We start from the raw sequence: 26540 nt of genomic DNA, 5'->3' as shown, positions 1-26540 counted from the left end.
GTGCTGCGGGTCGAGGAGGTGCCGCGGCCCGTGCCAGGGCCGGCGCAGGTGCTCGTCGAGGTCCGCGCGGGGGCATCCAGCCCGGCGAGGCGCACATCCGCGAGGGCGCGCTGCACGCACGCCGGCCCGCCACGTTCCCCTCCGGGCAGGGCAGCGTTTGGCCGGTGTCGTCGTGGAGTGCGGCCCTCACGTGCGGGGTTTCCGGGTGGGCGACGAGGTGCTGGGCTTCACGCACCGGCGGGCCGGCCACGCCCAGTACGTCCTCGTCGACGACGTGCACCTGGTCTCCCGCCCGGCGGGGCTGCCCTGGGAGGTCGCCGGGGCGCTGTACGTGGCGGGCACGACCGCCTACGCCGGTGTGTTCGCGGTGGATCCCGGCCCCGAGGACACGGTCGTCGTCTCCGGTGCGGCGGGCGGGGTCGGCTCGCTCGCGGTGCAGCTCGCCCGGCTGCGCGGTGCCACGGTGATCGGGCTGGCGAGCGAACCCCACCACGCGTGGCTCGAGAAGCACGGCGTCCTCCCGGTCACCTACGGTCCCGGTACGGCCGAGCGCATCCGCGAGGCCTCGGGCGGCAGGGTCGACGCGTTCATCGACACCATCGGCGAGGGCTACGTGGCGCTCGCGGTCGAGCTGGGCGTGCGGCCCGCACGCATCAACACCATCCGTGACTGGAAGGCCGCGACCGAGATCGGCGCGCACACCTACGGCGAGGGCGCGGCGGCGAGCGCGGTCGTCCTCGGCGAACTGGCCCGCCTCGCCGCCCGCGGCCGCCTGGAGGTCCCGATCGCCCGCACCCACCCGCTGGAGGCGGTCCAGGAAGCCTTCCGCGCACTCGAACGCCGCCACACCCACGGCAAGATCGTCCTGCGGCCCTGAGCGGGCGCCGCTGGGCGGCCCGGCCACCGCCGTAGACTTCCGACGTGGCATTCACGAGCACTCCGCACCGCTGCTTCCACTGACCGGACGGCACTGAGGGCGGCGCCCCACGGCGTCGCCCTCCTCGGTGTGCCCGCCGCGCGCCCGCCGCCCCGTCCCTTCGGGGCCGGCGCCTCCCGCGCGCGTGCCGGCACGGTCCTTCCCCCTTGCCGCCCCTCAGGAGTGCCCCGTGCCCGTGTCGTTCCCCCCTGCCCTCGTACGCTCCCTCGACCTGCTGCGCTGCCCGGTGTGCCGTATGCCCGGGCTCCGCCCCGACCGGGACCGGGGCGCGCTGCGCTGCCCGGCGCGGCACGCCTTCGACGTCGCCCGCCACGGCTATGCGGGCCTGCTGACCGGAGCCCGCGCCACCAGCGGTGACGACGCGGCCATGGTCCGGGCCCGGGAGCGGTTCCTCGCCACCGGGGCCTACGCGCCCGTCCGTTCGGCCGTGGCACGCCTCGCGGTCGCGTCCGTGACCGGGGAGGCGGCCGCCACGGTGGTCGACTCCGGGTGCGGCACGGGCCACTACCTGGCCGGGGTGCTCGACCGGCTGCCCGGCGCCCGCGGCCTCGGACTGGACACCTCCACGCGCGCGCTGCGCGCGGCGGCCCGGGCCCATGTACGGGCCGCCGCGGTGTCCTGGGACGTCTTCCGTCCCCTCCCCCTGGCCGACCGGGTGGCGGACCTCGTCCTGGACGTGTTCGCCCCGCGCAATCCGGCCGAGTTCCACCGGGTCCTGCGTCCGGCCGGACGGCTCGTGGTGGTCCGGCCCACGGGGCGGCACCTGGCCGAACTGCGCGACCGGGTGCCCGCGATGGTGGCCGTCGACCCGGTCAAGGAGCGGCGGCTGCACCGGGCGCTCGATCCCTTCTTCGAGGCCGTCGGCACCGAACGGGTGGAGTACCGCGCGAGCCTGGACGGGGCGGCCGCGCGGGATCTGGTGCTCATGACCCCCGGCGCACGCCCTCTCGACCGAGGGGAGCAGGGGACCGCCGGCCCGCTGCCCGGGCGGGTCACCGTCTCCGTGCTGGCCACCGCCTACCGGGCCCGATTGACGGGAGACGGTTCGAGTATCTAACCTTCATCTGCATACGTGAATGACGTCCATGTGGGGAGATGAACGCGGGTGAGCCTCGACACCGGTACCACCGGGGTGGCGCAGCGGTTGCGGGACGGGATGGGGAAGGGGGTGCTGTCCTTTCCGCTGACCTCCTTCCACGAGGACGGCTCGCTCGACCTGGACGGGTACCGCGCCTACGTCGCCGGGCGGCTCGCCACCGCGCCCGGCGCCGTCTTCCCCGCCTGCGGGACCGGCGAGTTCTTCTCGCTCGACGAGGAGGAGTACCGGCAGGTCGTCACGGCGACCGTCGAGGCCGCGGCGGGCCGCGTGCCCGTCGTCGCCGGCACCGGCTACGGCTGGGCGCAGGCAGCCCGGTTCGCCCGGATCGCGGAGGAGGCCGGCGCCGACGCGCTGCTCGTCCTGCCGCACTACCTCACCGCCGCCCCGCAGGACGGCCTGGCCGCCCAGCTCGAACAGCTCGCCGCCCGCACCCGCCTGCCCCTGATCGCCTACCAGCGCGGCCAGGTCGCCTACGGCCTCGACGCCTTCCGCCGGATCGCCGCCCTCCCCGGCGTCATCGGCCTCAAGGACGGCCACAGCGACCTCGACCGGCTCCAGCGCCTCACCCTCACCGCGCCCGACGGCTTCCTCTTCTTCAACGGCGCCTCCACCGCCGAGATGCAGGCCCGCGCCTACGCCACCGTCGGCGTCCCCGCCTACTCCTCCGCCGTGCACGCCTTCGCGCCCGAGATCGCGGGCGCCTTCTTCACCGCCCTGCGCGAGGGCGAGGACACCACCGTGGACAAGCTGCTGCGCGACTTCTACGTGCCGCTCGTCGAACTCCGCGACCGGGTGCCCGGATACGCCGTGTCCCTGGTGAAGGCGGCGGCCCGGCTGCGCGGCCTCCCGGTCGGACCCGTGCGCGCCCCGCTCACCGACCCCTCGGCCGCCGACCTGGCCGAACTCACCACCCTGCTGACCACCGGACTCGACCTCGTAGGAGCCGCGCTGTGACACCCGGCCTCACCCTCACGGACGTCCGGCTGACGCCGATCCTGGTCGCCGACCCGCCGCTGCTCAACACCCAGGGCGTCCACCAGCCGTACACCCCCCGGCTGATCATCGAGGTCACCACCGCCGAGGGAGTCACCGGCGTCGGCGAGACCTACGGCGACACCAAGTACCTCGACCTCGCCCGCCCCTTCGCCGAGAAGCTGATCGGGCACCGGATCACCGACCTCAACGCACTGTTCACACTCGTGGACGAGGTCGCCGTCGACTCCTCCCACGTCTCCGGACAGGTCGACGTCGGCGGACTGCGCGGCGTGCAGACCGCCGACAAGCTGCGGCTGTCCGTCGTCTCCGGATTCGAGGTGGCCTGCCTCGACGCCCTCGGCAAATCCCTCGGCCTGCCCGTGCACGCCCTGCTCGGCGGCAAGGTGCGCGAGGCCGTCGAGTACAGCGCCTACCTCTTCTACAAGTGGGCCGGCCACCCCGAGGGCGTCACCGCCGAGCGGGACGACTGGGGGGCCGCCCTCGACCCGGCCGGAATCGTCGCCCAGGCACGGAAGTTCACCGAGCGGTACGGCTTCACCTCCTTCAAGCTCAAGGGCGGCGTCCTCCCGCCCGAGGAGGAGTGCGCCGCCATCCGCGCGCTCGCCGAGGCCTTCCCCGGCCACCCCCTGCGCCTCGACCCGAACGGCGCCTGGTCGGTGGAGACCTCGCTGAAGGTGGCGGCCGAACTCGGCGACGTCCTCGAATACCTGGAGGACCCCGCCCTCGGCACACCCGCCATGGCCGAGGTCGCCGCCCGCACCCGGGTCCCGCTCGCGACCAACATGTGCGTCACGACGTTCGCCGAGGTCAAGGAGGCGTTCACCCGGGACGCCGTCCAGGTCGTCCTCTCCGACCACCACTACTGGGGCGGACTGCGCAACACCCAGCAACTCGCCGCGCTCTGCCGGACCTTCGGTGTCGGCGTGTCCATGCACTCCAACACCCACCTCGGCATCAGCCTCGCCGCGATGACCCACGTCGCTGCCACCGTGCCGAACCTCCACCACGCCTGCGACTCCCACTACCCCTGGCAGTCCGAGGACGTCCTCACCCAGCGGCTCACCTTCGAGGGCGGCCGCGTCGCGGTCTCCGACGCCCCCGGCCTCGGCGTCGAACTCGACCGTGACCGGCTCGCGTTCCTGCACCGCCGCTGGCTGGACGACGACGGCGCCCTGCGCGACCGGGACGACGCGGCCGCCATGCGGCGCGCCGACCCCTCCTGGGCCACTCCGGCGGTACCCCGCTGGTGACCCTGCGGGGACCGACAGGGCGTACGGGCGGGGGCGCACGGGTGGCGCGAACGCCCGTCGGACGGGCGCGGTGGTGCACACTGGCCGGAACCGCACCACCTCAGGGAGCCCACCGTGACCCCGTCCACCGGAGAGGGACCGCACAGCCCCGCACACGTCGACCCGCTGGCCGCCCTGCGCGCCCCGGGCGATCCGCCCTGGGACGTGTACCTGACCGGCACCGTCTTCCTGGACATCGTCTTCACCGGACTCGACTCCGCCCCCGTGCGCGGCACCGAGTCCTGGGCGCGGGGCATGGGCTCCAGCCCCGGCGGCGTCGCCAACATGGCGACCGCGCTGGCCCGCCTCGGCCTGCGGACCTCCCTCGCCGCCGCCTTCGGCGACGACCACTACGGCGAGTACTGCTGGGACGCCCTCGCACGGGGCGAAGGCATCGACCTCGGCCCCTCCCGCACGGTGCCCGGCTGGCACTCGCCGGTCACCGTGTCGATGGCCTACGAGGGGGAGCGCACCATGGTCTCCCACGGGCACGAGCCGCCCACCGAGGCCGCGCTCGCCCAGGAGGCCTCCCCCGACCACCCCCCGCGCGCCCGCGCCGCCATCGCCTCGCTCACCCCGGGCCGCCCCGCCCCCTGGGTCGCGGAGGCCGCCGCCCGCGGCACCCGTATCTTCGCCGACGTCGGCTGGGACGACACCGGCGCCTGGGACCTGGCCGGACTCACCGACCTCGCGCACTGCGAGGCCTTCCTGCCCAACGCCGAGGAGGCCATGCGGTACACCGGCGCCGCCACCCCGCGCGCCGCCGCCCACGCGCTCACCGCGCACGTCCCGGTCGCCGTGGTCACCCTCGGCGCGGAGGGCGCCTACGCGGTGGACGCCCGCACCGGCGAGACCGCCGAGGTCCCGGCCATCGAGGTCGAGGCACTCGACCCGACCGGCGCGGGCGACGTCTTCGTGGCCGGTTTCGTCACCGGCTCCCTGGCCGGCTGGCCGCTCGCCGACCGCCTCGCCTTCGCCGGGCTCACCGCCGCGCTCTCCGTGCAGGAGTTCGGCGGCTCGCTCTCCGCGCCGGGCTGGTCGGAGGTCGCCGCCTGGTGGCGCCGGGTGCAGTCCTACGAGGACCAGGACCCGGCGGCCCTGCGCCGCTACGCCTTCCTGGCCGAACTGCTCCCCGGGGACCACGTACGGCCCTGGCCGCTGCGCCGCGCGGTCCCGACGATCGGCTTCGGCCGCTCGGCGTGAGGACGCCGGGGAGCGAGGGACGCCGGGGGCCCGAGTGGCGCCGGGGACGCCGAGGGCGCGAAGGGCGACGGAGGCGGGGCGCCCCGGTCAGAACCCCAGACGCCGCAGCTGCTTCGGGTCCCGCTGCCAGTCCTTGGCGACCTTCACGTGCAGGTCGAGGAAGACCGGCGTCCCGAGCAGCGCCTCGATCTGCTTGCGCGACTTGATGCCGACGTCCTTCAGCCGCTTGCCCTTCGGGCCGATGATGATGCCCTTCTGGCTGGGCCGCTCGATGAACACGTTGGCGTGGATGTCGAGCAGGGGCTTGTCGGCGGGCCGGTCCTCGCGCGGCAGCATCTCCTCCACCACGACCGCGATCGAGTGCGGCAGCTCGTCCCGCACCCCCTCCAGCGCCGCCTCACGGATCAGCTCGGCCACCATGACCTGCTCGGGCTCGTCGGTCAGATCGCCCTCGGGGTAGAGGGCCGGGCCCTCGGGCAGCAGCGGGATCAGCAGATCGGCCAGCAGGTCCACCTGCTGGCCGGCCGTCGCCGACACCGGCACGATCTCCGCCCAGGTGATCCCCAGCTCCCTGCCGAGCTGGTCGATCGCGATGAGCTGCTCGGCCAGCGCCTTGGAGTCCACGAGGTCCGTCTTGGTGACGATGGCGACCTTGGGCGTCCGCTTGATCCCGGCCAGCTCCTTGGCGATGAAACGGTCGCCCGGGCCGAGCTTCTGGTCGGCCGGCAGGCAGAAGCCGATCACGTCGACCTCCGCCCAGGTCGCCCGGACGACGTCGTTGAGCCGTTCGCCGAGCAGCGTGCGCGGCTTGTGCAGCCCCGGGGTGTCCACCAGGATGAGCTGCGCCTCGGGCCGGTGCACGATGCCCCGGACCGTGTGCCGCGTGGTCTGCGGCCGGTTGGAGGTGATCGCCACCTTCTGGCCGACCAGAGCGTTCGTCAGGGTGGACTTGCCCGCGTTGGGGCGGCCCACGAAGCAGGCGAAACCGGCACGGTGGACGGCCTCGGCCGGCTCTTCGGATGACTGGGTAGCAACGCTCATGGCGCCCATTGTCCCTGATCCACGGAGCCCCGCCGCACCGGCCGCGCACAGGCCCCCGCCGCCCCCTTCGCGCGGGCGGCGCCGACGGCACGGGCCGCGGGACTCAGCCCGCCGTGGCCGACTCCCGCACCACCGCGTCCGGCCCCGCGAGGAACACCGGGGTGCCGGCACCGCCGAGGTCCCGCACCGCCGCCAGGTCCTCCGCGGACAGACCCTCCGCCTCGGAGACGACCGCCGCCGCCTCCAGCGACTTCGCCCCGGAGGCCACCGCCATCGCCACCGCCGTCCGCAGCGCGCTCAGCCGGAGCGAGGGCAGCTCCACGCTTCCGGCCACGTACGTGCGGCCCGTCTCGTCCCGCACGGCGGCCCCCTCGGGCACCCCGTTGCGGGCCCGGGCCGAACGGGCCAGGGTGACGATCTTGCGGTCCTCGGCGTCGAGCGCGTTGCTGTCGGTCATGAGCCGAGCATACGAACCCGGCCGCCCGGCGCGCCCCTCAGGGGCGGTCGAGGCGGAGCCGCTCGGCGCGCGGCAGACCCGCCACGACCAGGTCGTACGAGTCCTCCACGAGCTCTCGGACCAGCCGGTCCGGGAGTCCGCCGTCGACGGTGACGGTGTTCCAGTGCCGCTTGTTCATGTGGTACCCGGGGACGATCAGTCCCTCGTGCTCCTCCCGAAGCCGCACCGCGTCCTCCGGATCGCACTTCAGGTTGACCTTCAGCGGCCGCCCGCCCAGATCGGTCAGCGCGAACATCTTCCCCAGCACCTTGAAGACCGAGGTGTCCGGGTTGAACGGGAACTCCTCGACCGTCGCGTTGAAGGAGAGGCACAGGGCGCGCAACCGCTGCGGGGTCACTCGGACCTCGCCTCCTCCGCGCCCGCCACCGGCACCGGGGTCATCGGCTCCACCAGCACCGTCACGATCTTGTTGCGCCGTCCGGCCGCCGCCTCCGCCGTGAGCCGCAGCCTCCGCTCGTCGGGCAGTTCGACCACCGAGGACGCGCCCGCGATCGGGACCCGCCCGAGCGCCTTGGCGAGCAGGCCGCCCACCGTCTCCACGTCCTCGTCGTCGTACTCCTCGACGCCGTACAGCTCGCCGAGGTCGCCGATGTCCAGGCGGGCGGTGACCCGGAAGCGGTCCTCGCCCAACTCCTCCACCGGGGGCAGCTCGCGGTCGTACTCGTCGGTGATCTCGCCGACGATCTCCTCGAGGATGTCCTCGATGGTGACGATGCCCGCCGTGCCGCCGTACTCGTCGATCACGACCGCCACGTGGTTGCGCTCCTGCTGCATCTCGCGCAGCAGATCGCCCGCGTTCTTCGTGTCGGGCACGAACGTGGCCGGCCGCATCGCCGTGGACACCAGGTCGTTCTCCGCGTCCCGGCTGATGTGCGTCTTGCGGGCCAGGTCCTTGAGGTAGACGATCCCGACGATGTCGTCCTCGCTGTCCCCGGTGACCGGGATGCGCGAGAAGCCGGAGCGCAGCGCCAGCGTGAGCGCCTGCCGGATCGTCTTGTACCGCTCGATGACCACGAGGTCCGTGCGCGGCACCATGACCTCGCGCACCAGGGTGTCGCCCAGCTCGAAGACCGAGTGCACCATGCGGCGCTCGTCGTCCTCGATCAGCGACTCCGCCTCGGCGAGGTCCACCAACGCCCGCAGCTCCGCCTCGGAGGCGAAGGGGCCCCGGCGGAAGCCCTTGCCGGGGGTGAGCGCGTTGCCGATGAGGATGAGCAGCGAGGGGATCGGGCCGAGCACCCTGGCGAGCGGCACCAGCACGTACGCGGCCACCGTCGCCGTGTTCAGCGGGTGCTGGCGGCCGATGGTGCGCGGCGAGACGCCGACGGCCACGTACGAGACCAGCACCATCACCGCGATGGCGACGGCCAGCGCCTCACCCGTGCCGTCGAACTCCTTCAGGCAGGTGTACGTCACCACCGCCGCGGCGGCCATCTCGCAGGCCACCCGCAGCAGCAGCGCCAGGTTGAGGTAGCGCGTCGGATCGGCGGCGACCTGCACCAGCATGGCGCCGCCGCGCCGCCCGGACCGTACGGCCTCCTCGGCGCGGAAGCTGGAGATCCGCGCCAGGGCCGCCTCCGCGCAGGCGGCGAGCCAGGCGACGACGACCAGGGCGACGGCCCCGGTGAGGAGCTGCGTCATGAGACCGTCGGGGCAGGGGAGGGACCGGTCATGCCCTTCTCGGCACGCCAGCCGTCCACGATCGCGGCCTGCAGACCGAACATCTCGGCCTTCTCGTCCGGCTCCTCGTGGTCGTAGCCGAGCAGGTGCAGCACCCCGTGCACGGTGAGCAGTTGCAGTTCCTCGTCCATGGAGTGCCGCGTGGCCGCCTCGGCGCCCTGCTTGGCCGCGACCTCGGGACACAGCACGATGTCCCCGAGGAGGCCCTGCGGGGGCTCGTCGTCGTCCTTGCCCGGCGGACGCAGCTCGTCCATCGGGAAGGACATGACGTCCGTGGGCCCCGGCAGGTCCATCCACTGCCGGTGGAGCTGCTCCATGGCGTCGGCGTCCACGACGATCACCGAGAGCTCGGAGAGCGGGTGGATGCGCATCCGCGCGAGCGCGTGGCGGGCGATGTCGAGGATCGCCTGCTCGTCGACCTCGGTTCCGGATTCGTTGTTGACGTCGATCGACATGGTCGTGCCGTGTCTCTACTTCCCCTTGTGCCCGGACGACCTGCCCCGGCCGCCCTTGTCGCCCCGCTCGGGGCTCTTGTGGGTGCCGTTCTCGGTGCCGTGCATGCTGTCGTACTTCTCGTAGGCGTCGACGATACGGCCGACCAGCTTGTGCCGGACGACATCCTGCGAGGACAGCCGGGAGAAGTGCACGTCCTCGACACCCTCCAGGATGTCCTGCACCTGCCGCAGACCGGACTTGGTGCCGCTGGGCAGGTCCACCTGCGTCACGTCACCGGTGATCACGATCTTGGAGTCGAAACCGAGGCGGGTGAGGAACATCTTCATCTGCTCGGGCGAGGTGTTCTGCGCCTCGTCGAGGATGATGAAGGCGTCGTTCAGCGTCCGGCCGCGCATGTACGCCAGCGGGGCCACCTCGATCGTGCCCGCCGCCATCAGCCGCGGGATCGAGTCGGGGTCCAGCATGTCGTGCAGCGCGTCGTACAGCGGGCGCAGGTACGGGTCGATCTTCTCGTAGAGCGTGCCGGGCAGGAAGCCCAGGCGCTCGCCGGCCTCGACCGCGGGACGGGTCAGGATGATCCTGTTGACCTGCTTGGACTGCAGGGCCTGGACCGCCTTGGCCATGGCGAGATAGGTCTTGCCGGTACCGGCGGGGCCGATGCCGAAGACGATCGTGTGCCGGTCTATCGCGTCGACGTACCGCTTCTGGTTGAGCGTCTTGGGACGGATGGTGCGGCCGCGCGAGGACAGGATGTTCTGCGTGAGCACCTGCGCGGGGGTCTCCTGGCCGTCGCCCTCGCCGTTCTCGCTGGCCTTGAGCATGGCGATCGACCGTTCCACGGCGTCCTCCGTCATCGGCTGTCCGGTGCGGAGCACCAGCATCATCTCGTCGAACACGCGCTGGACGAGGGCCACCTCGCGGGTGTCGCCCACCGCGCTGATTTCGTTGCCCCGGACATGGATGTCCGTCTCGGGGAACGCCTTCTCGATCACGCGGAGCAGGGAGTCTCCGGAACCCAGCACGGTCACCATGGGGTGCTGGGCGGGCACGGTGATCTGCGCGCGTGCCTGCCCCTTCGAGGGGTCGTGCGCTGTGGATGTCTGAGTCATGGGCCGGCTCTGTAGGCCTTGCTCGTCCTCCTCGGAACGTCTCGCCCGCCACTCGGGCGCCCTGGTGATTCCAGTGGTTCAAGGGTACGTCGCGGGACCGACAGCGCCGTAGGAGTTTTCCGTGTGACACGGGGGAGCCGCGGGACGCGGCGGGCACGGGGGCGGCCTCCCTCAGCCGCGCTGTGCCCGCAGCGCCTCCCGCAGCCAGTGGTACGAGGCCTTCGGGGTGCGCTCCAGCGTCGCGAAGTCGACGTGCACCAGGCCGAAGCGCCGGGCGTACCCCTCCGCCCACTCGAAGTTGTCCAGCAGCGACCACACGAAGTAGCCCCGCACGTCCACGCCCGCCTCCATCGCCGCGTGCAGCGCGCGCAGGTGGCCGTCGAGGTAGGCGATGCGCTCCCGGTCGTCCAGGCCCTCGTAGGCGCAGCCGTTCTCGGTGATCGTCACCGGGGGCAGCCGCTCGCCGTAGCGGTCGCGGAAGGCGGTGAGCAGCTCGGTGAGCCCCTCCGGGACCACCGGCCAGCCGAAGTCCGTCACCGGGCGGCCCTCGACCGGGCGCACCGAGAAGGGCAGCTCGGCCGGCATCGACACGCCCCCGAACTCGATGGCGGAGCCCTGCGGGGCGCCCACCCGGGTCGGCGCGTAGTAGTTGATCCCGTACCGGTCCAGCGGCTCGGCGATCACCTTCAGGTCCGCCTCGACCTCGGCCTCCGTGCCGGGCATCAGCTCGCCGAGGCCGTCGGGGTAGCGGCCGAGCAGCAGCGGGTCGGCGAACAGGCGGTTCAGGAGCAGGTCGTAGAAGCCGGCCGCCTCCACGTCCGCCGGCTCCTCGGACGCGGCCCAGGTCGGGCCGTGGGAATTGGCGATCCCGACGTCCCGGGCCCCGGCCGCGCGCAGCGCCCGTACCGCCAGGCCGTGCGCGAGGAGCTGGTGGTGGGCGACGGGCAGCGCCTCGAAGAGCAGCCGGTGGCCGGGGGCGTGCACGCCGAGGGCGTGGCCCAGCAGGGTGTGCTCGGCGGGCTCGTTGAGCGTGAGCCAGGTGGGGACGCGGTCGCCGAGCCGCCCCGCGACCCGCGCCACGTACTGCGCGAAGCGCTCCGCCGTCTCCCGCGCGCGCCAGCCCCCGGCCTCCTCCACCGAGAGCGGCAGGTCCCAGTGGAAGAGCGTCGGCACGGGCCGCACGCCGGCCGCGCACACCTCGTCCACCAGGCGGTCGTAGAAGTCCAGGCCGCCGGGGCTGTTCACGCGCGGCCAGGACACCGAGAAGCGGTAGGCGTTCACGCCGAGGCCGCGCAGCAGTGCCACGTCCTCGCCGTGCCGGTGGTAGTGGTCGCAGGCCACCGCCGCCGTCGTCCCGTCCTTCACGTGGCCGGGCCCGGCGGTGAAGGCGTCCCACACGGAGGGCTCGCGCGTGTCCGCCGCGCCCTCGATCTGGTGGGCCGAGGTGGACACCCCCCACAGGAACCCGGCCGGGAACCGGGGGAGGGGAGGCGGGGGAGAGGCCGCCCGAGCGGCGGGCGCGGGGTCCGTGGACGCCCCGCTCGCGGACGCCCCCGGGGTCGTCACGCGCCCTCCTTCAGCACCCGGGAGACCAGCTCGCGCTGGGCCTCGGTCAGCCGGGGGTCGGCGCAGTACACCGTCGTCCCGTCCACCGTGATCCGGTAGCCGAAGCCGTCCGGGACGCCGGAGGGGGGCCGGTCCCGGCCGCCGGCCAGCGCCCGCTCGGCCAGGGCCCGCCACTCCCCGGCGTCGGGCCGCCCCGAGGTGTCCACCTCGGCCCGCCGCTCGATGCCCGCGAAACCCCCTGTGCGCCTCACCTGAATTCGCATGACGTTCTGTGTAGTACGGATCTACAGCGTGCGCACCCCCACCTGCTCCCACGCCTTGGAGACGGCCTGGAGTTCCTTGCCCGCGCCGTACCGCTCCCGCGCGGCGGACACGGTGAGGGTGGCGAAGTCGGCGAACAGGGCGTCCTCGTGGAGCTCGCCGCCGGTGAGCACGTCGTACCAGATCTGCCCGGCCCGCTCCCAGGCGTGCCCGCCGAGCGCGGTGGCGGCCAGGTAGAAGGCGTGGTTGGGGATGCCGGAGTTGATGTGCACGCCGCCGTTGTCGCTGCCGGTGTGCACGTAGTCCTCCATCGTGCCCGGCTGCGGGTCCTTCCCGAGGACGTCGTCGTCGTACGCCGTGCCGGGGTCCTTCATCGAGCGCAGCGCCGTGCCGGTGACGCGGGGCGCGAGGAGTCCGGCGCCGATCAGCCAGTCCGCCTCGGCGGCGGTCTGGCCGAGCGTGTACTGCTTGATCAGCGAGCCGAAGACGTCCGAGAGCGACTCGTTGAGCGCGCCGGACTGGCCGAAGTAGGCGAGGTTCGCGGTGTGCTGGGTGACGCCGTGGGTCAGCTCGTGGCCGATGACGTCGACGGGGAGGGTGAAGTCGAGGAAGATCTCCCCGTCCCCGTCGCCGAACACCATCTGCTCGCCGTTCCAGAAGGCGTTGTTGTAGTCCTCGTCGTAGTGCACGGTCGCGTCGAGCGGCAGTCCGGAGCCGTCGATGGAGTCGCGTCCGTACGCCTTCAGGTAGAGGTCGAAGGTGGCGCCGAGGCCCGCGTGGGCTCGGTTGACGGTGGCGTCCGCGGTGGGCTCGTCGCTCTCGCCGCGGACCTTGTGCCCGGGCAGTTCCGTGCCGTGCCGGGCGTCGTAGATCGTGCGGTGCGGCTTCCCGGCCTCGGCGCCGGGGCGCGCGGCCAGGGGGGTCGCGCCGACGACGGTGGTCAGCCGGCGACGGGTGCGCTCCAGCGCGTCGCGCTCCAGGGTGCGCCGGGCGGGACGGGCGAGCGCCGGATCCCCGTGCCGGGCGAGCCGGTCGAGGACGTGCGGCGGAACGATGGAACAGAAGACAGGCGCGGGGCCCCCGTGTCGAGTCATACGGCCACGATTGCATTGCGTCACCTGATTGTCACTAGACGCAACCGGTATTGGTGAACGAGGGGGGTCGGAAGGTGACGCGAGACCCTCGGGAGACGTTCACCGGACCTCCCCACCCCTGCCGTGAACCCGGGTCCGGGTGCGGCCCGTCGTACAGGGTGCAAGGCGCAGAGAGCCGCTGACCGGCCCCGGCCGGCCCGGTTCCCCATCGTGAGGAGACGTACGTGAAGTCCTGGCGTTCCCGTATCGCCGTCGCCGCCGTGATCGGCGCCGCGGCGGTCACCATTCCGCTGACAGCCGGTTCCGCCTCCGCCGTGACCGACCCCGACGGCTTCCATCTGGCCAGTGGCAGCCGGACGCACGAACAGTGCCAGGAGGAGGGTCGGTACGACCTCGAGTTCAACGGCTACCACGAGTTCCAGTGCCGCTGGGACGCGGCCTCGGGATTCTGGGAGGAGTGGGTCCGCTGAGCGGAACCCACCCGGTCGGCGACCGTTGGACCGGTCGCCGACCGCCCGGGGCCGCGGCAGCGGCGGGTACGGGTGTCGGGCGCGCGGTCCCGCATACTGATACAGGGCCCCGCCCACCGCACCGGCTCCGCTAGCATGCGGAGCATCATGCGTATCGGGCTGCTTCTCCTTAGCTGCCGCGGCGAGGGCCTGTAGTCGAGGCCGACCCCCTCCCCGCGGAGTTCGGCGTTGCGCCGTCGGCCGTCCTACCGGACCCGCTGACCGCGGACATTTCGAGGAGCTCACGCCACCATGGCAAACCGCCAGCAGCCCAGCACCATGCCCGTCCACAAGTACGGCCGCTACGACCAGGTCGACATCCCCGACCGCACCTGGCCCGAGAAGCGGATCACCACCGCCCCCCGCTGGCTCTCCACCGACCTGCGTGACGGCAACCAGGCCCTGATCGACCCCATGTCGCCCGCGCGCAAGCGCGCGATGTTCGACCTGCTGGTGAAGATGGGCTACAAGGAGATCGAGGTCGGCTTCCCCGCCTCCGGCCAGACCGACTTCGACTTCGTGCGCTCGATCATCGAGGAAGAGGGCGCGATCCCGGACGACGTCACGATCTCCGTACTGACCCAGGCCCGTGAGGACCTGATCGAGCGGACCGTGGAGTCCCTGAAGGGCGCCAAGCGGGCCACCGTCCACCTGTACAACGCGACCGCGCCCGTCTTCCGCCGCGTGGTCTTCCGCGGCTCCAAGGACGACATCAAGCAGATCGCCGTCGACGGCACCCGCCTGGTGATGGAGTACGCCGAGAAGCTGCTGGACCCGGAAACGGAGTTCGGCTACCAGTACAGCCCCGAGATCTTCACCGACACCGAGCTGGACTTCGCGCTGGAGGTCTGCGAGGCGGTGATGGACGTCTACCAGCCGGGTCCGGGCCGCGAGATCATCCTGAACCTGCCCGCCACGGTCGAGCGCTCCACCCCCTCCACGCACGCGGACCGCTTCGAGTGGATGCACCGTAACCTCTCCCGCCGCGAGTACGTCTGCCTGTCGGTGCACCCGCACAACGACCGCGGCACGGCCGTGGCGGCGGCGGAGCTGGCCGTCATGGCGGGCGCCGACCGTGTCGAGGGCTGCCTGTTCGGGCAGGGCGAGCGCACCGGCAACGTCGACCTGGTCACCCTGGGCATGAACCTGTTCTCCCAGGGCGTCGACCCGCAGATCGACTTCTCCCAGATCGACGAGATCCGCCGCACCTGGGAGTACTGCAACCAGATGGAGGTCCACCCGCGCCACCCGTACGTGGGCGACCTGGTCTACACGTCCTTCTCCGGCTCCCACCAGGACGCCATCAAGAAGGGCTTCGACGCGATGGAGGCCGACGCGAAGGCCCGGGGCGTCACCGTCGACGACATCGAGTGGGCGGTCCCGTACCTGCCGATCGACCCCAAGGACGTGGGCCGCTCCTACGAGGCCGTCATCCGCGTCAACTCGCAGTCCGGCAAGGGCGGCATCGCCTACGTCCTGAAGAACGACCACAAGCTGGACCTGCCGCGCCGGATGCAGATCGAGTTCTCGAAGATCATCCAGGCGAAGACGGACGCCGAGGGCGGCGAGATCACCCCCGCCGACATCTGGGCGACCTTCCAGGACGAGTACCTGCCCAACCCGGAGAACCCCTGGGGCCGCGTACAGGTGCGGACGGGTCAGTCGACCACGGGAACCGACGGCGTGGACGCGCTCACCGTCGAAGCCACCGTCGACGGCGAGGACACCGTCCTGACCGGTTCCGGCAACGGTCCGATCTCCGCGTTCTTCGACGCCCTGCAGTCCATCGGCATCGACGTACGCCTGCTGGACTACCAGGAGCACACGATGAGCGAGGGCGCCTCCGCGCAGGCAGCCTCCTACATCGAATGTGCGATCGACGGGAAGGTCCTGTGGGGGATCGGGATCGACGCGAATACGACACGCGCCTCCCTGAAGGCGGTCGTCTCCGCGGTCAACCGAGCCGCGCGCTGAACCGGCCGTCCCGCACTGACCTCGGCTTTTCCGGCCCCCGTCCGCCCCACCCGGCGGACGGGGGTCCGTCGTACCACCGTCGGGTACAGGCCAATCCGTGTAAGGGTCATACATAGGTCTCGTCCAAGGTACTGACTCCGCGTCCACGATGTGGCTAACATCACGCAGACGCGACGACGTCGTCGCGGCACCACCCGCGCCCCGCAAAGGGCCGCGGGGGAGTTACGGAGGTGCGACGTGCTGCCAGGACGGGGACGAAGCGGCCACAAAGCCGGCCACCGACGCGTGCCGCGCGCGCTCGCCATCCCCGTGACCCGGCTCATCGGCACCCGCACCGCGTGGACCGCCGTCGGCGACGGCGAGTTCTTCTGCCCCGGCTGCGGCGGCGACCGCAACTACCAGCGGCTCACCGGGCGGCGCCGGCTCGCCCTCGCGGGCGTGCCCGTGCTGCCCCGCGGCGAGACCGGGCCCGTCGTGGAGTGCGCCGCCTGCCGCCACCACTACGGCACGGACGTCCTGGACCACCCCACCACCGTGCGGTTCGCCGCGATGCTGCGGGACGCCGTGCACACGGTCGCCCTCGCCGTCCTCGCGGCGGGCGGCAGCTCCTCCCGCTCGTCCCTGGAGACCGCCGCCGTCGCCGTGCGCGCGGCCGGCTTCGACGACTGCACGGAGGGCCAGCTCGCCGCGCTCGTCGAGGCGCTGGAGGCGGACACCGGGCGGGTCTACGGCCGTGCCTGCGGCCCCGGCCTCGCCATAGAGCTGCACGAGGCCCTGGACCCCCTGGCGCCCCATCTCGCACCCGCCGGCCGCGAGTCCATCTTCCTCCAGGGCGCCCGCATCGCCCTCGCCGACGGCCCCGACACCCCCGCGGAACGGGACGTCCTGGCCACGGTCGGCGCGGCCCTGACCCTCCCGGCGGACGAGGTCACCCGCCTCCTGGAGTCGGCCCGCACACCGTCGTGACGTGACGCCGGGCCCCTGCCGCCGGAGCCACCACCCGACGACTACGCCGCCGCGCTGCCCTGATTGCCGCTGGCCGGCATGCGGAGGGTGTGATCGCCGAAGTCCGCGACCAGATCCAGCCGCCCGCCGAGCGCCTCCACATAGCGGGCGATGACGTCCAAGGTGGCCCCCTCGCCGTGTTCGATCTGCGAGACCCGGGCGATGCTGACTCCCATCCGGGCCGCCACGTCCGGCTGGGTCAGCCCCGACTGTTTGCGCGCCTCGGCAAGCTGGTGGCCTCGTGCCTCGGCGAGAAGCCGGCGAGACCCTGCCTCGACCTCAGCCGGCTTCACGCCGGCTGAGTACAACTCCTGCTCCAGAAGCTCCCAGTCCTGCGCGGCCTTCTTGGGCATGGCTACTCCCTCAGTCCTCGTCGCCGGTGTAGTCGTGGTAGAGCCGCTCGGCCAGCGGAATGTTGTCCCGATACCAGCGATCCCAGTTTCCGGCCTTGTCACCGCCTATGAGTAGCAGGGCCGAGCGAGTCGGGTCGAAGGCGAAGACGATACGGATTTCGGAGCGCCCACCGGACCCGGGCCTCAGCTCCTTCAAGTGGTGCAACTCCGAGCCCTTCAACCGATCGACGAGGGGGCGGCCCAGCGTCGGCCCAGCCTCGCGCAGAGCGGCCACAGCCTGCGCGACCTGGGAGGCCGAACTCAGATCCTCCTTGATCAGGAGTCTGAACCATTCCGCGTACTCATCGGTGACTTTGATCGCCCAGCTCAAGACGACTCCTTTCGACACCTAACTTAAGGATTTCCTTAAGTATCGGCAAGCGCTGATCGTGAGGGGGTGGACGGATCCGCGAGGCTCTGTGTTGTACATGGCCGTGGCGCTCGCCGGTACCGACGCGCCGAGTCGGAGCCACAGCGCCACCGGCTGCGTGTGGATCGCCGTGGTGCTCATCGGCTGAACGGAGAGCAGCCAGGCGTCGGCCCGATCGGCCCTCTTGGGCTTACGACTCAGGCGGAGAGGGGCGCGATGGTTACGCCGCCCACGAACTCCGCCCATGCCGCTGCCCCGATGACCAACACGGGGCCGTCCGGGACCTTGCTGTCCCGGACGGGGACGAGGCCGGGGACCCCGTCGGCGACCTCGACGCAGCTACCGCCGTTGCCGTCGCTGTAGCTGCTCTTGCGCCAGCGGGCGTTGGTCAGGTCGTACCTGCGCATCGTCTGTAGTCCTCCGCTGCCGACTCGATGAGGGTCAGGGACGCCTCCGGCGACAGTGCGGCGGCCCGAATCTGATCGTATGCGGCGCGAGAACGCTTGACCACGGCCGGATCGTCCAGCAAATTTCCCGAATACACCGCCTCGGTATAGGCAGTTGGCGGGGCATCGTCTTCCGCCGCCCTCGCGAAGTACTCCGCGTACCGGGGATCGTCGATCAGCTTCCTGCACAGCCGCTCGAAAATACCGTCGGATCGCAGTACCCCGTCGATGCGCTGGGCCACGTCCAGTTGCGGTTTGCGAATGGCCTGTTCGAACTGGCCGATGTAGCCGCCGGAGACGAACACCCGCAGTCCCGGCTCCGCCTGGGTGAGGCCCGCGTCCTCTCTGCGCCGCTTCAGTTCCGTGCCGAAGAACTCCCATGCGGCCTGCCGGGAACCGTTGGCCATCGACACCCTCCCTGTGCTGCGCCGCACGTGTAGTGCGCGGACCCCTGCCGAAGTGTAGGCGCGGAGCGTCACGATGAGGATGCGAAGAGTGAAATCCGTCAGAGAAGGGGAGCACCGTGACGGCACAGCATTCGGCGTCGTGCGTCGAGGAGGCGGAGGAGACCGTGGAGGAATTGCGCAGTGCGCTCGCGAAGGCGGGAATCGTCCTGCCGTCCCTGGGGCTGGACCCCGTGAGCGTCGTCCGGGAGGCGCCGTGTCCGCTCGTGGAACCGGGGCGCTGTTCCGTCGAGACGGCCGGCCGGCTCGCGAAGGTCCTGCGGTGAGGCTGCCGATCGGCGCCTGCGCCGTGGACACCCGGAGGGGCCTGCTGGGTGTCGTCATGGGGCACGAGGGGCCGTACGTGCAGCTCAGGCCGCTGGGCGGCGGGCGGGAGTGGGACGTCGAGCCGGGGGCCGTGCGCGGAGCCACCCCGGCCGAGCGGCTCAGCGCGGCGACGGCGTACGTCAACGCCCGCAGTCGCGGCGAGGTGTTGTGAAGGGGCGGGGGCGCCGATCGCCCGGTGCCCGGCCGCCGCACGTCCGGCGTAGGCGAGAATGGGTCCATGAGCCTGTTCCGCGACGACGGCATCGTGCTGCGCACCCAGAAGCTGGGTGAGGCGGACCGCATCATCACGCTCCTCACGCGCGGTCACGGCCGGGTACGGGCCGTGGCCCGCGGGGTGCGGCGCACGAAGTCGAAGTTCGGGGCCCGCCTCGAGCCCTTCTCCCACGTGGACGTGCAGTTCTTCTCGAAGGGGAGCGAGCTGATCGGGCGCGGTCTGCCGCTGTGCACGCAGAGCGAGACGATCGCCCCGTACGGCGGCGGCATCGTCACCGACTACGCCCGGTACACCGCCGGGACGGCCATGCTGGAGACCGCCGAGCGGTTCACCGACCACGAGGGGGAGCCGGCCGTGCAGCAGTACCTGCTGCTGGTCGGCGGGCTGCGCACGCTCTCCCGCGACGAGCACGCCCCGCACCTCGTGCTGGACGCCTTCCTGCTGCGCTCCCTCGCCGTCAACGGCTACGCGCCCAGCTTCGGCGACTGCGCGAAGTGCGGCATGCCGGGGCCGAACCGCTTCTTCTCGGTGGCGTCCGGCGGTGTGGTCTGCGCCGACTGCCGGGTGCCCGGCAGCGTCGTACCCTCGCCGCAGGCCCTGGAACTGCTCGGCGCGCTGCTGACGGGGGACTGGGCGACCGCGGACGCGTGCGAGGCGCGGCACGTGCGGGAGGGCAGCGGGCTGGTGTCGGCGTATCTGCACTGGCACCTGGAGCGGGGGCTGCGGTCCCTGCGGTACGTCGAGAAATGATCTGAGCAGCGAACCTGACCAGCGGAACCTGACCAGCGAAGGAGACGAGCAGCACATGGCCGTACGTGGGATCCTGGGGGGCCGGCGCCGGGAGTACAGCACACCGGAGCCGCATCCGTCCGGTGCCCGTCCGCCGAAGCTCCCGGGCGAGCTGATCCCCAAGCATGTCGCGATCGTCATGGACGGCAACGGCCGCTGGGCGAAGGGGCGGGGGCTGCCGCGCACCGAGGGGCACAAGGTGGGCGCCGAGCGCGTCCTCGACGTGCTCCAGGGCGGGATCGAGATGGGCGTCGGGGCGATCTCGCTGTACGCCTTCTCCACCGAGAACTGGAAGCGTTCGCCCGAGGAGGTGCGCTTCCTCATGAACTTCAACCGCGACTTCATCCGCAAGTCCCGCGACCAGCTCGACGCGCTCGGGGTGCGGGTGCGGTGGGTGGGCCGGATGCCGAAGCTGTGGCGTTCGGTCGCCAAGGAGCTCCAGGTCGCGCAGGAGCAGACCAAGGACAACGACCGGCTCACGCTGTACTTCTGCATGAACTACGGCGGGCGGGCCGAGATCGCGGACGCGGCGCAGGCGATGGCCGAGGACGTGCGGGCGGGGCGGCTGGAGCCGTCGAAGGTCAACGAGAAGACGCTGGCGAAGTACCTGTACTACCCGGACATGCCGGACGTGGACCTGTTCCTGCGGCCGAGCGGGGAGCAGCGGACGTCGAACTACCTGATCTGGCAGAGCGCGTACGCGGAGATGGTCTTCCAGGACGTGCTGTGGCCGGACTTCGACCGGCGGGACCTGTGGCGGGCGTGCCTGGAGTTCGCCTCGCGGGACCGGAGGTTCGGGGGCGCGATCCCGAACGAGGAGCTGCTGGCGATGGAGGGGCGGCAGGAGGAGCGGGGCGAGCAGGGGGAGTAGGCCCCTCGGTGGCGTGGGGGCGCCCCTTCGGGCGCGTCCCTACGCCGCGCAGTCCGCGCAGGTGCCGAAGATCTCCAGGGTGTGGTCCACGTTGACGTAGCCGTGGGTCGCGGCGATGGACTCGGCCCACTTCTCGACCGCGGGGCCCTCGACCTCGACCGCCTTGCCGCAGACGCGGCAGACCAGGTGGTGGTGGTGTGCGCCGGTGGAGCAGCGGCGGTAGACCGATTCGCCCTCCGAGGTGCGCAGGACGTCCACCTCGCCGGCGTCGGCGAGGGACTGCAGCGTGCGGTAGACCGTGGTCAGACCGACCGAGTCGCCCTTGTGCTTGAGCATGTCGTGCAGGTCCTGGGCGCTGCGGAACTCCTCCACCTCGTCCAGGGCCGCCGCCACGGCGGCACGCTGGCGCGTGGATCGTCCCCGTACGGGCGGGCCGGCGGTGGTCACCGTTGCCTCCTCACGTCTGCGTCTCGCGGGGCCATTGTGCCAGCCCCGGCGGTGCGGGGTCAGTCGCCGATTCCCCGGCGGGACCACGCATGGCCGGAATCGATGCTTCCGGCCGCTCGGGGGACCCTGCCCCGTCCGGTGCGGCCCATGCCGCCGGGGCCTCGGCGGCCGCCTCCGCCCGCCGGGCCCGGCGCCTGGCCAGGGGTGCCGCCAGTGCGGTGAGCAGCAGGAACGCGGCGATGGTCAGCAGCACGATCGTCGCGCCGGGGGGCACGTCCTGGTAGTACGAGGTCACCGTGCCGCCGATCGTGACGCTCACGCCGATCACGACCGCGAGCGCGAAGGTCGCGGCGAAGCTGCGGCCGAGCTGCTGCGCGGCCGCCACCGGCACCACCATCAGCGCCGAGACCAGCAGCAGGCCCACCACCCGCATCGCCACGGTCACCGTGACCGCCGCGGTGACGGCGGTGAGCAGGTTCAGCGCGCGCACCGGCAGACCCGTGACCCGGGCGAACTCCTCGTCCTGGCTGACCGCGAAGAGCTGCCGGCGCAGCCCCACGGTGACCAGGACGACGAACCCGGCGAGCACGCAGATGGCGGTGACGTCCGAGGGCGACACCGTCGACAGCGAGCCGAACAGGTACGAGGTCAGGTTGGCGTTGGAGCCGCCGGGGGCGAGGTTGATGAACATGACGCCGCCCGCCATGCCGCCGTAGAAGAGCATCGCGAGGGCGAGGTCGCCGCGCGTGCGGCCGTACCAGCGGATCAGCTCCATGAGGACCGCGCCGAGGACGGAGACCGCGGTCGCCATCCACACCGGGGACCAGGACAGCAGGAAGCCCAGGCCGACGCCGGTCATGGCGACGTGCCCGATGCCGTCGCCCATCAGGGACTGGCGGCGCTGCACGAGGTAGATGCCGACGGCGGGGGCGGTGATCCCGACCAGGACGGCGGCGAGCAGCGCCCGCTGCATGAAGGCGTAGTCGAGGATTTCCATCAGCTCAGCAGTCCCGTGCGGATCTCGGCGCCGACGGGCGCGTGCGGGTGGACGTGGTCGTGGTCGTGGTCGAGGCCCTGGACGGGCGCGGTCCCCGGTGGGCCCTCGTGGAGGACGCGGCCCTCGCGCAGGACGACCGCGCGGTCGATCAGCGGTGCCAGCGGGCCCAGTTCGTGCAGGACGAGCAGGACGGTGACGCCCCGCTCGACCTGCGCGCGCAGGGTCTCGGCGAGCGCCTCCTGGCTCGCCAGGTCCACGCCCGCCATCGGCTCGTCCATGAGCAGCAGCTCGGGTTCGGCGGCCAGCGCGCGGGCGATCAGCACCCGCTGGTGCTGGCCGCCGGAGAGCGCGTCGACGCAGTCCCCGGCGCGGTCCGCCATGCCGACCAGCTCCAGCGCGTGCCGCACGGCCTCGCGGTCGGCCCGGCGCGGCGGGCGGAAGCGGGTGCGGGAGAGCCGGCCGGAGGAGACCACCTCGGCCACCGTGGCGGGCACGCCGCCCGCGGCCGTCGTGCGCTGCGGCACGTAGCCGACGCGCCGCCAGTCGCGGAACCGCCGCCGGGGCGTGCCGAACAGTTCGATCTCACCGGCGGTGACGGGGACCTGGCCTATGAGGGTGCGGACGGTGGTGGACTTCCCGGAGCCGTTGACGCCGAGCAGGGCGACGACCTCGCCGCGCCGCACGGTCAGGTCGATGCCGCGCAGCACGGTCACCGAGCCCAGCTCGGCGGTCACACCCCGCAGCGCGAGGACGGGCTCGGTGGGCTCGGTCACGGTCGTCTCCTCAAGATCTCGTTCGGTCTCCGTCGTCTCCGCCACCGCGTGCGCCCGCGTCCCACGGGTGCTCAGGTGTCGCGGACACATGAGGAACCGTTTCGGCCTGTCACTTGCTTCCCGGGGCTCCGAGTGCCTTCCGCAGCGCCTTCAGGTTGGAGTCCATGACCTGGAAGTAGTCCTTGCCGCGGGACTTGCCGGTGATGCCCTCGAGCGGGTCGAGGACGTCGGTGCGCAGACCGCTGTCCGAGGCGAGCGTCCTCGCCGTCCTGTCGCTGACGAGCGTCTCGTAGAACACGGTGGTGACGCCCTCGGTCTTCGCCGTCTCCCCCAGCTCCTTGATCCGGGCCGCGCTCGGCTCCGACTCCGGGTCGAGGCCGTTGATGGCCTCCTGGGTGAGGCCGTAGCGCTCGGCGAGGTAGCCGAAGGCGGCGTGCGTGGTGAGGAAGACCTTGGAGCGGGTGTCCCGCAGACCGGTCTCGAAGCGGTCGTCGAGCCCGTCGAGCCGCTTGACCAGGGCGGCGGTGTTCTTCCGGTAGACGGCGGCGTGGTCGGGGTCGGCCTTCTCGAAGGCCTTGCCGACGCCCTCGGCGACCTCGGCGTAGCGCACCGGGTCGAGCCAGATGTGGGGGTCCTTGCCGTCCTCCCCCTCCCCCTCCTCGTGTCCGTGGCCGTCCCCGTCCGCTTCCTCCTCGTGTCCGCCGGCCTCGGTGCCGTGCTCCTCGAGGGTGGTCAGGGAGGCGGCGTCGATCTTGGTGGCGACCTCGGACTGGGCGACGGCGTCGTCCACGGAGGGCTGGAGGTTCTTCAGGTACAGCACCGCGTCGGACTCCTGGAGCAGCGCGGTCTGCCGGGCGCTGATCTCCAGGTCGTGCGGCTCCTGGCCGGGCTCGGTCAGGCTGGTCACGTGCGCGTGCTTCCCGCCGATCGACTCGGCGAGGAAGGTGAGCGGATAGAACGACGTGACGACGTCGAACTTGGCGGTGTTGCCGCCCGCCGTGTCGGAGGCGGAACAGGCGGAGGTGGCCGCGAGGGTGAGCGCGGAGACCGCGGTCAGCGCGGCCGTGGGTATGAGTCGGCGCCGTACGTTCATGACAGTCATTTTCAATGACAATGGAAATGATTGTCAACTAACGTCCACGGAGGCCTCCGCGGCAGGTCGGTCGGCCCCTTTTGTCAGCGGTGTCCGTGCACCGGCCCCACCGATTTGATGCGAGCCCGGGCCACGCCGGTAACCTGAAGCATTCGCGCCGTTCCGTCGTATGAAGAGAGCATCGTGGCCGCCGACAAGATCGACACCATCGTCAGCCTGAGCAAGCGCCGTGGCTTCGTGTACCCCTGTAGTGAGATCTACGGCGGGCAGCGCGCCGCCTGGGACTACGGCCCGCTCGGCGTCGAGCTCAAGGAGAACATCAAGCGCCAGTGGTGGCGTTACATGGTCACCTCCCGCGAGGACGTCGTCGGTCTGGACTCGTCGGTGATCCTGGCCACCGAGGTCTGGGTGGCCTCCGGTCACGTCGCCACCTTCACCGACCCGCTGACCGAGTGCACCTCCTGCCACAAGCGCTTCCGCGCCGACCACCTGGAAGAGGCGTACGAGGAGAAGAAGGGGCACGCCCCGGCCAACGGCCTGGCCGACCTCAACTGCCCCAACTGCGGCAACAAGGGCACCTTCACCGAGCCCAAGCAGTTCTCGGGCCTGCTCTCCACGCACCTCGGCCCCACCCAGGACTCCGGCTCGGTCGCCTACCTGCGCCCCGAGACCGCCCAGGGCATCTTCACCAACTTCGGCCAGGTCCAGCAGACCTCCCGCCGCAAGCCCCCGTTCGGCATCGCCCAGATGGGCAAGTCCTTCCGCAACGAGATCACGCCCGGCAACTTCATCTTCCGCACCCGCGAGTTCGAGCAGATGGAGATGGAGTTCTTCGTCAAGCCGGGCGAGGACGAGAAGTGGCAGGAGTACTGGATGGAGCAGCGCTGGAACTGGTACCGGGGTCTCGGCCTGAGTGAGGAGAACATGCGCTGGTACGAGCACCCGAAGGAGAAGCTCTCCCACTACTCCAAGCGCACCGCCGACATCGAGTACCGCTTCCAGTTCGGCGGCTCGGAGTGGGGCGAGCTCGAGGGCGTCGCCAACCGCACCGACTACGACCTCAGCGCCCACTCCAAGGCCTCCGGCCAGGACCTGTCGTACTTCGACCAGGAGGCCGGCGAGCGCTGGACGCCGTACGTCATCGAGCCCGCGGCCGGCGTCGGCCGCACCATGCTCGCCTTCCTGCTGGACGCCTACGTCGAGGACGAGGCGCCCAACGCCAAGGGCAAGATGGAGAAGCGCACGGTGCTGCGGCTCGACCCGCGCCTGGCTCCGGTGAAGGTCGCCGTCCTCCCGCTGTCCCGCAACCCCGAGCTCTCGCCGAAGGCGAAGGGGCTCGCCCAGGCGCTGCGCCAGAACTGGAACATCGAGTTCGACGACGCCGGTGCGATCGGCCGCCGCTACCGCCGCCAGGACGAGATCGGCACGCCGTTCTGCGTCACCGTCGACTTCGACACCCTCGAGGACAACGCGGTGACCGTGCGCGAGCGCGACTCGATGAAGCAGGAGCGGGTGTCCCTCGACCAGATCGAGGGCTACCTGGGCAGCCGGCTCCTCGGCTGCTGACCCGTCCGCGGTCTTCCGTCCCGGTCCCCGCGTCCCGCGAAGGGCGCGGGGACCGTGCGTCTCCCGGGTCCCGGAACGTCCTCAGGCCCCGGTGGCGATCGCCCGCAGCCGCTCCAGCCGGGCGCGGGTCTCCTCGTCGGCCGGGGTGTAGGTGATCAGGCGGGGCCCGTTGTGCGGGCCCAGCCACAGGTAGGTGTGGTCCAGCGTGAGCAGCCCGACCCGGGAGTTGCGGAACTGCTTGCGCCTGACGCTCGGGCCCACCACCTCGTGCCGCTCCCAGTGCTCGACGAACTCCTCCGACTCGGACAGCAGCCGGTTCAGGAGCATCTTCCACGCGGGCTCGCCCAGGTGCTCGGCCATCGTCGCGCGGAACTTCGCGGCCATCAGCCGCAGCATCTCCTCGCGGTCCGCCAGCGAGGTGCGCCACTCCGCGTGGGTGTAGGCGAGCAGCATGCAGTTGCGGTCCTCCGGGGGCACCGCGTCCAGATCGCACAGCAGCCTGCCGTAGGTGCGGTTGTACGCGAGGATGTCGTACCGGCTGTTCTGCACACAGGCGGGCAGCGGCTCCAACTGCTCCAGCAGGACGCGGTGCGCCGGGGCGACGGCGGAGCAACCGCCGCTCGGCGAGGGGTCGACCGCCCCGGCGAGCGCGAACAGGTGCGCCCGCTCGCTGGAGTCGAGCAGCAGCGCCCGGGCCAGGGAGTCCAGCACCTGCACCGACACCTGGATGTCACGCGCCTGCTCCAGCCACGTGTACCAGGTGACGCCGACCGAGGAGAGCTGGGCGACCTCCTCGCGGCGCAGCCCGGGAGTGCGCCGGCGCACACCCCGGGGCAGTCCGACCTGCTCGGGGGCCACGTGCTCGCGGCGGTGCCGCAGGAAGGCGGCCAGTTCGTGGCGCCGCACCGCCGAGGCGGAACCCGCGCCTTCGGGCCGGGTCGCTCGGGCGGGCCTCGTCTCCTGCACGGTCGTCGTCATGCCTCCAGGGTGCCCGCCGCCCGATCCTGTTGCCAGGTGCTCCCGCTACCAGGATGAAGACACTCTGGTACCCGTCT

31 protein-coding genes are annotated in these 26540 nt (G+C 71.9%); 13 read left to right on the top strand and 18 right to left on the bottom strand.

What is annotated here, in order from left to right; translation table 11 throughout:
• Positions 1–172 precede the first annotated feature (172 nt).
• From OHB09_RS10310 to OHB09_RS10290, 5 genes are all read left to right on the top strand, one after another.
• Positions 173–877, top strand: coding sequence for an NADP-dependent oxidoreductase (locus OHB09_RS10310; protein ID WP_328923002.1), 705 nt, complete (start codon positions 173–175; stop codon positions 875–877).
• A gap of 229 nt (positions 878–1106) precedes the next feature.
• On the top strand, positions 1107–1994 hold the full coding sequence (locus tag OHB09_RS10305) for a methyltransferase domain-containing protein (RefSeq protein ID WP_319351697.1): 888 nt from the start codon (positions 1107–1109) through the stop codon (positions 1992–1994).
• Between the two features lie 99 nt (positions 1995–2093).
• Positions 2094–2990, top strand: a complete 897-nt coding sequence (locus OHB09_RS10300) for a 5-dehydro-4-deoxyglucarate dehydratase (protein WP_252306860.1) — start codon at positions 2094–2096, stop codon at positions 2988–2990.
• Entirely contained in the window at positions 2987–4282 is a 1296-nt protein-coding gene (locus tag OHB09_RS10295; protein ID WP_191853032.1) for a glucarate dehydratase family protein, read from the top strand. Before OHB09_RS10300 ends, OHB09_RS10295 begins: the two co-directional genes overlap by 4 nt.
• A gap of 114 nt (positions 4283–4396) precedes the next feature.
• Positions 4397–5524, top strand: coding sequence for a carbohydrate kinase family protein (locus OHB09_RS10290; protein ID WP_006137483.1), 1128 nt, complete (start codon positions 4397–4399; stop codon positions 5522–5524).
• 87 nt (positions 5525–5611) lie between these two features.
• Here OHB09_RS10290 and era read toward each other — a convergent pair whose 3' ends face one another.
• The 9 genes from era to OHB09_RS10245 form a co-directional block, all read right to left on the bottom strand.
• Positions 5612–6565 carry a GTPase Era gene (gene era / locus OHB09_RS10285; protein ID WP_006137484.1) on the bottom strand — a complete coding sequence of 318 codons (954 nt, stop codon included), beginning with the start codon at positions 6563–6565 and terminating at the stop codon, positions 5612–5614.
• Positions 6566–6668: 103 nt separating this feature from the next.
• Entirely contained in the window at positions 6669–7022 is a 354-nt protein-coding gene (locus tag OHB09_RS10280) for a cytidine/deoxycytidylate deaminase family protein (RefSeq protein WP_006137486.1), read from the bottom strand.
• A gap of 37 nt (positions 7023–7059) precedes the next feature.
• Positions 7060–7419, bottom strand: coding sequence for an MmcQ/YjbR family DNA-binding protein (locus OHB09_RS10275; RefSeq protein ID WP_006137488.1), 360 nt, complete (start codon positions 7417–7419; stop codon positions 7060–7062).
• Positions 7416–8723, bottom strand: a complete 1308-nt coding sequence (locus OHB09_RS10270; protein ID WP_328921870.1) for a hemolysin family protein — start codon at positions 8721–8723, stop codon at positions 7416–7418. The genes OHB09_RS10275 and OHB09_RS10270 overlap by 4 nt, the downstream gene beginning before the upstream one ends.
• Positions 8720–9217, bottom strand: coding sequence for an rRNA maturation RNase YbeY (gene ybeY / locus OHB09_RS10265; protein ID WP_006137491.1), 498 nt, complete (start codon positions 9215–9217; stop codon positions 8720–8722). The genes OHB09_RS10270 and ybeY overlap by 4 nt, the downstream gene beginning before the upstream one ends.
• Positions 9218–9232: 15 nt before the next feature.
• The gene (locus OHB09_RS10260; protein ID WP_328921869.1) at positions 9233–10327 is read right to left on the bottom strand and encodes a PhoH family protein; all 1095 of its coding nucleotides are present in this window, start codon (positions 10325–10327) and stop codon (positions 9233–9235) included.
• 171 nt (positions 10328–10498) lie between these two features.
• Positions 10499–11893 carry a GH1 family beta-glucosidase gene (locus OHB09_RS10255; protein WP_309486386.1) on the bottom strand — a complete coding sequence of 465 codons (1395 nt, stop codon included), beginning with the start codon at positions 11891–11893 and terminating at the stop codon, positions 10499–10501.
• Complete coding sequence (locus tag OHB09_RS10250; RefSeq protein WP_006137494.1) at positions 11890–12156, bottom strand: protealysin inhibitor emfourin; 267 nt, start codon at positions 12154–12156, stop codon at positions 11890–11892. The genes OHB09_RS10255 and OHB09_RS10250 overlap by 4 nt, the downstream gene beginning before the upstream one ends.
• A gap of 21 nt (positions 12157–12177) precedes the next feature.
• The gene (locus OHB09_RS10245; RefSeq protein ID WP_167792599.1) at positions 12178–13248 is read right to left on the bottom strand and encodes a M4 family metallopeptidase; all 1071 of its coding nucleotides are present in this window, start codon (positions 13246–13248) and stop codon (positions 12178–12180) included.
• Between the two features lie 224 nt (positions 13249–13472).
• Here OHB09_RS10245 and OHB09_RS10240 point away from each other — a divergent pair, with 224 nt between their 5' ends.
• The 3 genes from OHB09_RS10240 to OHB09_RS10230 all read left to right on the top strand — a co-directional run bounded on the left by OHB09_RS10240 (position 13473) and on the right by OHB09_RS10230 (position 16697).
• Positions 13473–13718, top strand: a complete 246-nt coding sequence (locus OHB09_RS10240; RefSeq protein WP_006137497.1) for a hypothetical protein — start codon at positions 13473–13475, stop codon at positions 13716–13718.
• Positions 13719–14009: 291 nt separating this feature from the next.
• Positions 14010–15731, top strand: a complete 1722-nt coding sequence (gene leuA / locus OHB09_RS10235; protein ID WP_167792600.1) for a 2-isopropylmalate synthase — start codon at positions 14010–14012, stop codon at positions 15729–15731.
• Positions 15732–15968: 237 nt separating this feature from the next.
• Positions 15969–16697 (top strand): TerB family tellurite resistance protein, encoded by a 729-nt coding sequence (locus OHB09_RS10230; protein WP_374192288.1) that lies wholly within the window; start codon positions 15969–15971, stop codon positions 16695–16697.
• A 41-nt stretch (positions 16698–16738) separates the two neighbouring features.
• Here the strand turns inward: OHB09_RS10230 and OHB09_RS10225 are convergent, their stop codons facing one another.
• From OHB09_RS10225 to OHB09_RS10210, 4 genes are all read right to left on the bottom strand, one after another.
• Positions 16739–17089 (bottom strand): helix-turn-helix domain-containing protein, encoded by a 351-nt coding sequence (locus tag OHB09_RS10225; protein WP_191853029.1) that lies wholly within the window; start codon positions 17087–17089, stop codon positions 16739–16741.
• Between the two features lie 10 nt (positions 17090–17099).
• A complete protein-coding gene (locus OHB09_RS10220; RefSeq protein ID WP_191853028.1) occupies positions 17100–17459 on the bottom strand; it encodes a type II toxin-antitoxin system RelE/ParE family toxin in 360 nt (119 codons plus the stop codon).
• A gap of 236 nt (positions 17460–17695) precedes the next feature.
• Entirely contained in the window at positions 17696–17905 is a 210-nt protein-coding gene (locus OHB09_RS10215) for a DUF397 domain-containing protein (protein WP_328921868.1), read from the bottom strand.
• The gene (locus OHB09_RS10210; RefSeq protein ID WP_328921867.1) at positions 17887–18351 is read right to left on the bottom strand and encodes a helix-turn-helix domain-containing protein; all 465 of its coding nucleotides are present in this window, start codon (positions 18349–18351) and stop codon (positions 17887–17889) included. The genes OHB09_RS10215 and OHB09_RS10210 overlap by 19 nt, the downstream gene beginning before the upstream one ends.
• Before the next feature lie 116 nt (positions 18352–18467).
• Here OHB09_RS10210 and OHB09_RS10205 point away from each other — a divergent pair, with 116 nt between their 5' ends.
• From OHB09_RS10205 to OHB09_RS10190, 4 genes are all read left to right on the top strand, one after another.
• Positions 18468–18674, top strand: coding sequence for a hypothetical protein (locus tag OHB09_RS10205; RefSeq protein ID WP_167792604.1), 207 nt, complete (start codon positions 18468–18470; stop codon positions 18672–18674).
• Positions 18671–18886 carry a hypothetical protein gene (locus OHB09_RS10200; RefSeq protein WP_093589467.1) on the top strand — a complete coding sequence of 72 codons (216 nt, stop codon included), beginning with the start codon at positions 18671–18673 and terminating at the stop codon, positions 18884–18886. The genes OHB09_RS10205 and OHB09_RS10200 overlap by 4 nt, the downstream gene beginning before the upstream one ends.
• Positions 18887–18952: 66 nt before the next feature.
• A complete protein-coding gene (recO, locus tag OHB09_RS10195; RefSeq protein WP_006137509.1) occupies positions 18953–19699 on the top strand; it encodes a DNA repair protein RecO in 747 nt (248 codons plus the stop codon).
• Between the two features lie 55 nt (positions 19700–19754).
• A complete protein-coding gene (locus OHB09_RS10190; RefSeq protein WP_093589470.1) occupies positions 19755–20609 on the top strand; it encodes an isoprenyl transferase in 855 nt (284 codons plus the stop codon).
• Between the two features lie 39 nt (positions 20610–20648).
• Here OHB09_RS10190 and OHB09_RS10185 read toward each other — a convergent pair whose 3' ends face one another.
• The 4 genes from OHB09_RS10185 to OHB09_RS10170 are packed head-to-tail and all read right to left on the bottom strand — an operon-like array spanning position 20649 to position 23919.
• Entirely contained in the window at positions 20649–21056 is a 408-nt protein-coding gene (locus OHB09_RS10185) for a Fur family transcriptional regulator (protein ID WP_006137511.1), read from the bottom strand.
• Between the two features lie 10 nt (positions 21057–21066).
• Positions 21067–22053 carry a metal ABC transporter permease gene (locus OHB09_RS10180; protein ID WP_191891035.1) on the bottom strand — a complete coding sequence of 329 codons (987 nt, stop codon included), beginning with the start codon at positions 22051–22053 and terminating at the stop codon, positions 21067–21069.
• A complete protein-coding gene (locus tag OHB09_RS10175) occupies positions 22053–22916 on the bottom strand; it encodes a metal ABC transporter ATP-binding protein (RefSeq protein ID WP_234527402.1) in 864 nt (287 codons plus the stop codon). Before OHB09_RS10175 ends, OHB09_RS10180 begins: the two co-directional genes overlap by 1 nt.
• A 19-nt stretch (positions 22917–22935) precedes the next feature.
• Complete coding sequence (locus OHB09_RS10170) at positions 22936–23919, bottom strand: metal ABC transporter substrate-binding protein (RefSeq protein WP_191853024.1); 984 nt, start codon at positions 23917–23919, stop codon at positions 22936–22938.
• A 183-nt stretch (positions 23920–24102) separates the two neighbouring features.
• On the opposite strand from OHB09_RS10170, the gene OHB09_RS10165 reads away from it, so the two are divergent.
• Positions 24103–25485 (top strand): glycine--tRNA ligase, encoded by a 1383-nt coding sequence (locus OHB09_RS10165; protein WP_006137515.1) that lies wholly within the window; start codon positions 24103–24105, stop codon positions 25483–25485.
• Positions 25486–25566: 81 nt separating this feature from the next.
• Here OHB09_RS10165 and OHB09_RS10160 read toward each other — a convergent pair whose 3' ends face one another.
• Positions 25567–26463, bottom strand: a complete 897-nt coding sequence (locus tag OHB09_RS10160; RefSeq protein WP_093589476.1) for a helix-turn-helix transcriptional regulator — start codon at positions 26461–26463, stop codon at positions 25567–25569.
• Between the last annotated feature and the right edge of the window lie 77 nt (positions 26464–26540).

The sequence above is a fragment of the Streptomyces griseoaurantiacus genome (assembly GCF_036189845.1).
GTDB classification, from domain to species: domain Bacteria; phylum Actinomycetota; class Actinomycetes; order Streptomycetales; family Streptomycetaceae; genus Streptomyces; species Streptomyces griseoaurantiacus.
This window is presented reverse-complemented; position numbering and strand designations above follow the sequence as displayed.

Bases quoted from the DNA above. Each gene is read 5' to 3' on its own strand.
- OHB09_RS10300 (WP_252306860.1), top strand. From the start codon at position 2,094: ATGGGGAAGGGGGTGCTGTCCTTTCCGCTGACCTCCTTCCACGAGGAC.
- era (WP_006137484.1), bottom strand. From the start codon at position 6,565: ATGAGCGTTGCTACCCAGTCATCCGAAGAGCCGGCCGAGGCCGTCCAC.
- OHB09_RS10280 (WP_006137486.1), bottom strand. From the start codon at position 7,022: ATGACCGACAGCAACGCGCTCGACGCCGAGGACCGCAAGATCGTCACC.
- OHB09_RS10270 (WP_328921870.1), bottom strand. From the start codon at position 8,723: ATGACGCAGCTCCTCACCGGGGCCGTCGCCCTGGTCGTCGTCGCCTGG.
- ybeY (WP_006137491.1), bottom strand. From the start codon at position 9,217: ATGTCGATCGACGTCAACAACGAATCCGGAACCGAGGTCGACGAGCAG.
- OHB09_RS10260 (WP_328921869.1), bottom strand. From the start codon at position 10,327: ATGACTCAGACATCCACAGCGCACGACCCCTCGAAGGGGCAGGCACGC.
- OHB09_RS10250 (WP_006137494.1), bottom strand. From the start codon at position 12,156: ATGCGAATTCAGGTGAGGCGCACAGGGGGTTTCGCGGGCATCGAGCGG.
- OHB09_RS10245 (WP_167792599.1), bottom strand. From the start codon at position 13,248: ATGACTCGACACGGGGGCCCCGCGCCTGTCTTCTGTTCCATCGTTCCG.
- leuA (WP_167792600.1), top strand. From the start codon at position 14,010: ATGGCAAACCGCCAGCAGCCCAGCACCATGCCCGTCCACAAGTACGGC.
- OHB09_RS10225 (WP_191853029.1), bottom strand. From the start codon at position 17,089: ATGCCCAAGAAGGCCGCGCAGGACTGGGAGCTTCTGGAGCAGGAGTTG.
- OHB09_RS10215 (WP_328921868.1), bottom strand. From the start codon at position 17,905: ATGCGCAGGTACGACCTGACCAACGCCCGCTGGCGCAAGAGCAGCTAC.
- OHB09_RS10210 (WP_328921867.1), bottom strand. From the start codon at position 18,351: ATGGCCAACGGTTCCCGGCAGGCCGCATGGGAGTTCTTCGGCACGGAA.
- recO (WP_006137509.1), top strand. From the start codon at position 18,953: ATGAGCCTGTTCCGCGACGACGGCATCGTGCTGCGCACCCAGAAGCTG.
- OHB09_RS10190 (WP_093589470.1), top strand. From the start codon at position 19,755: ATGGCCGTACGTGGGATCCTGGGGGGCCGGCGCCGGGAGTACAGCACA.
- OHB09_RS10180 (WP_191891035.1), bottom strand. From the start codon at position 22,053: ATGGAAATCCTCGACTACGCCTTCATGCAGCGGGCGCTGCTCGCCGCC.
- OHB09_RS10175 (WP_234527402.1), bottom strand. From the start codon at position 22,916: ATGTGTCCGCGACACCTGAGCACCCGTGGGACGCGGGCGCACGCGGTG.
- OHB09_RS10170 (WP_191853024.1), bottom strand. From the start codon at position 23,919: ATGAACGTACGGCGCCGACTCATACCCACGGCCGCGCTGACCGCGGTC.
- OHB09_RS10160 (WP_093589476.1), bottom strand. From the start codon at position 26,463: ATGACGACGACCGTGCAGGAGACGAGGCCCGCCCGAGCGACCCGGCCC.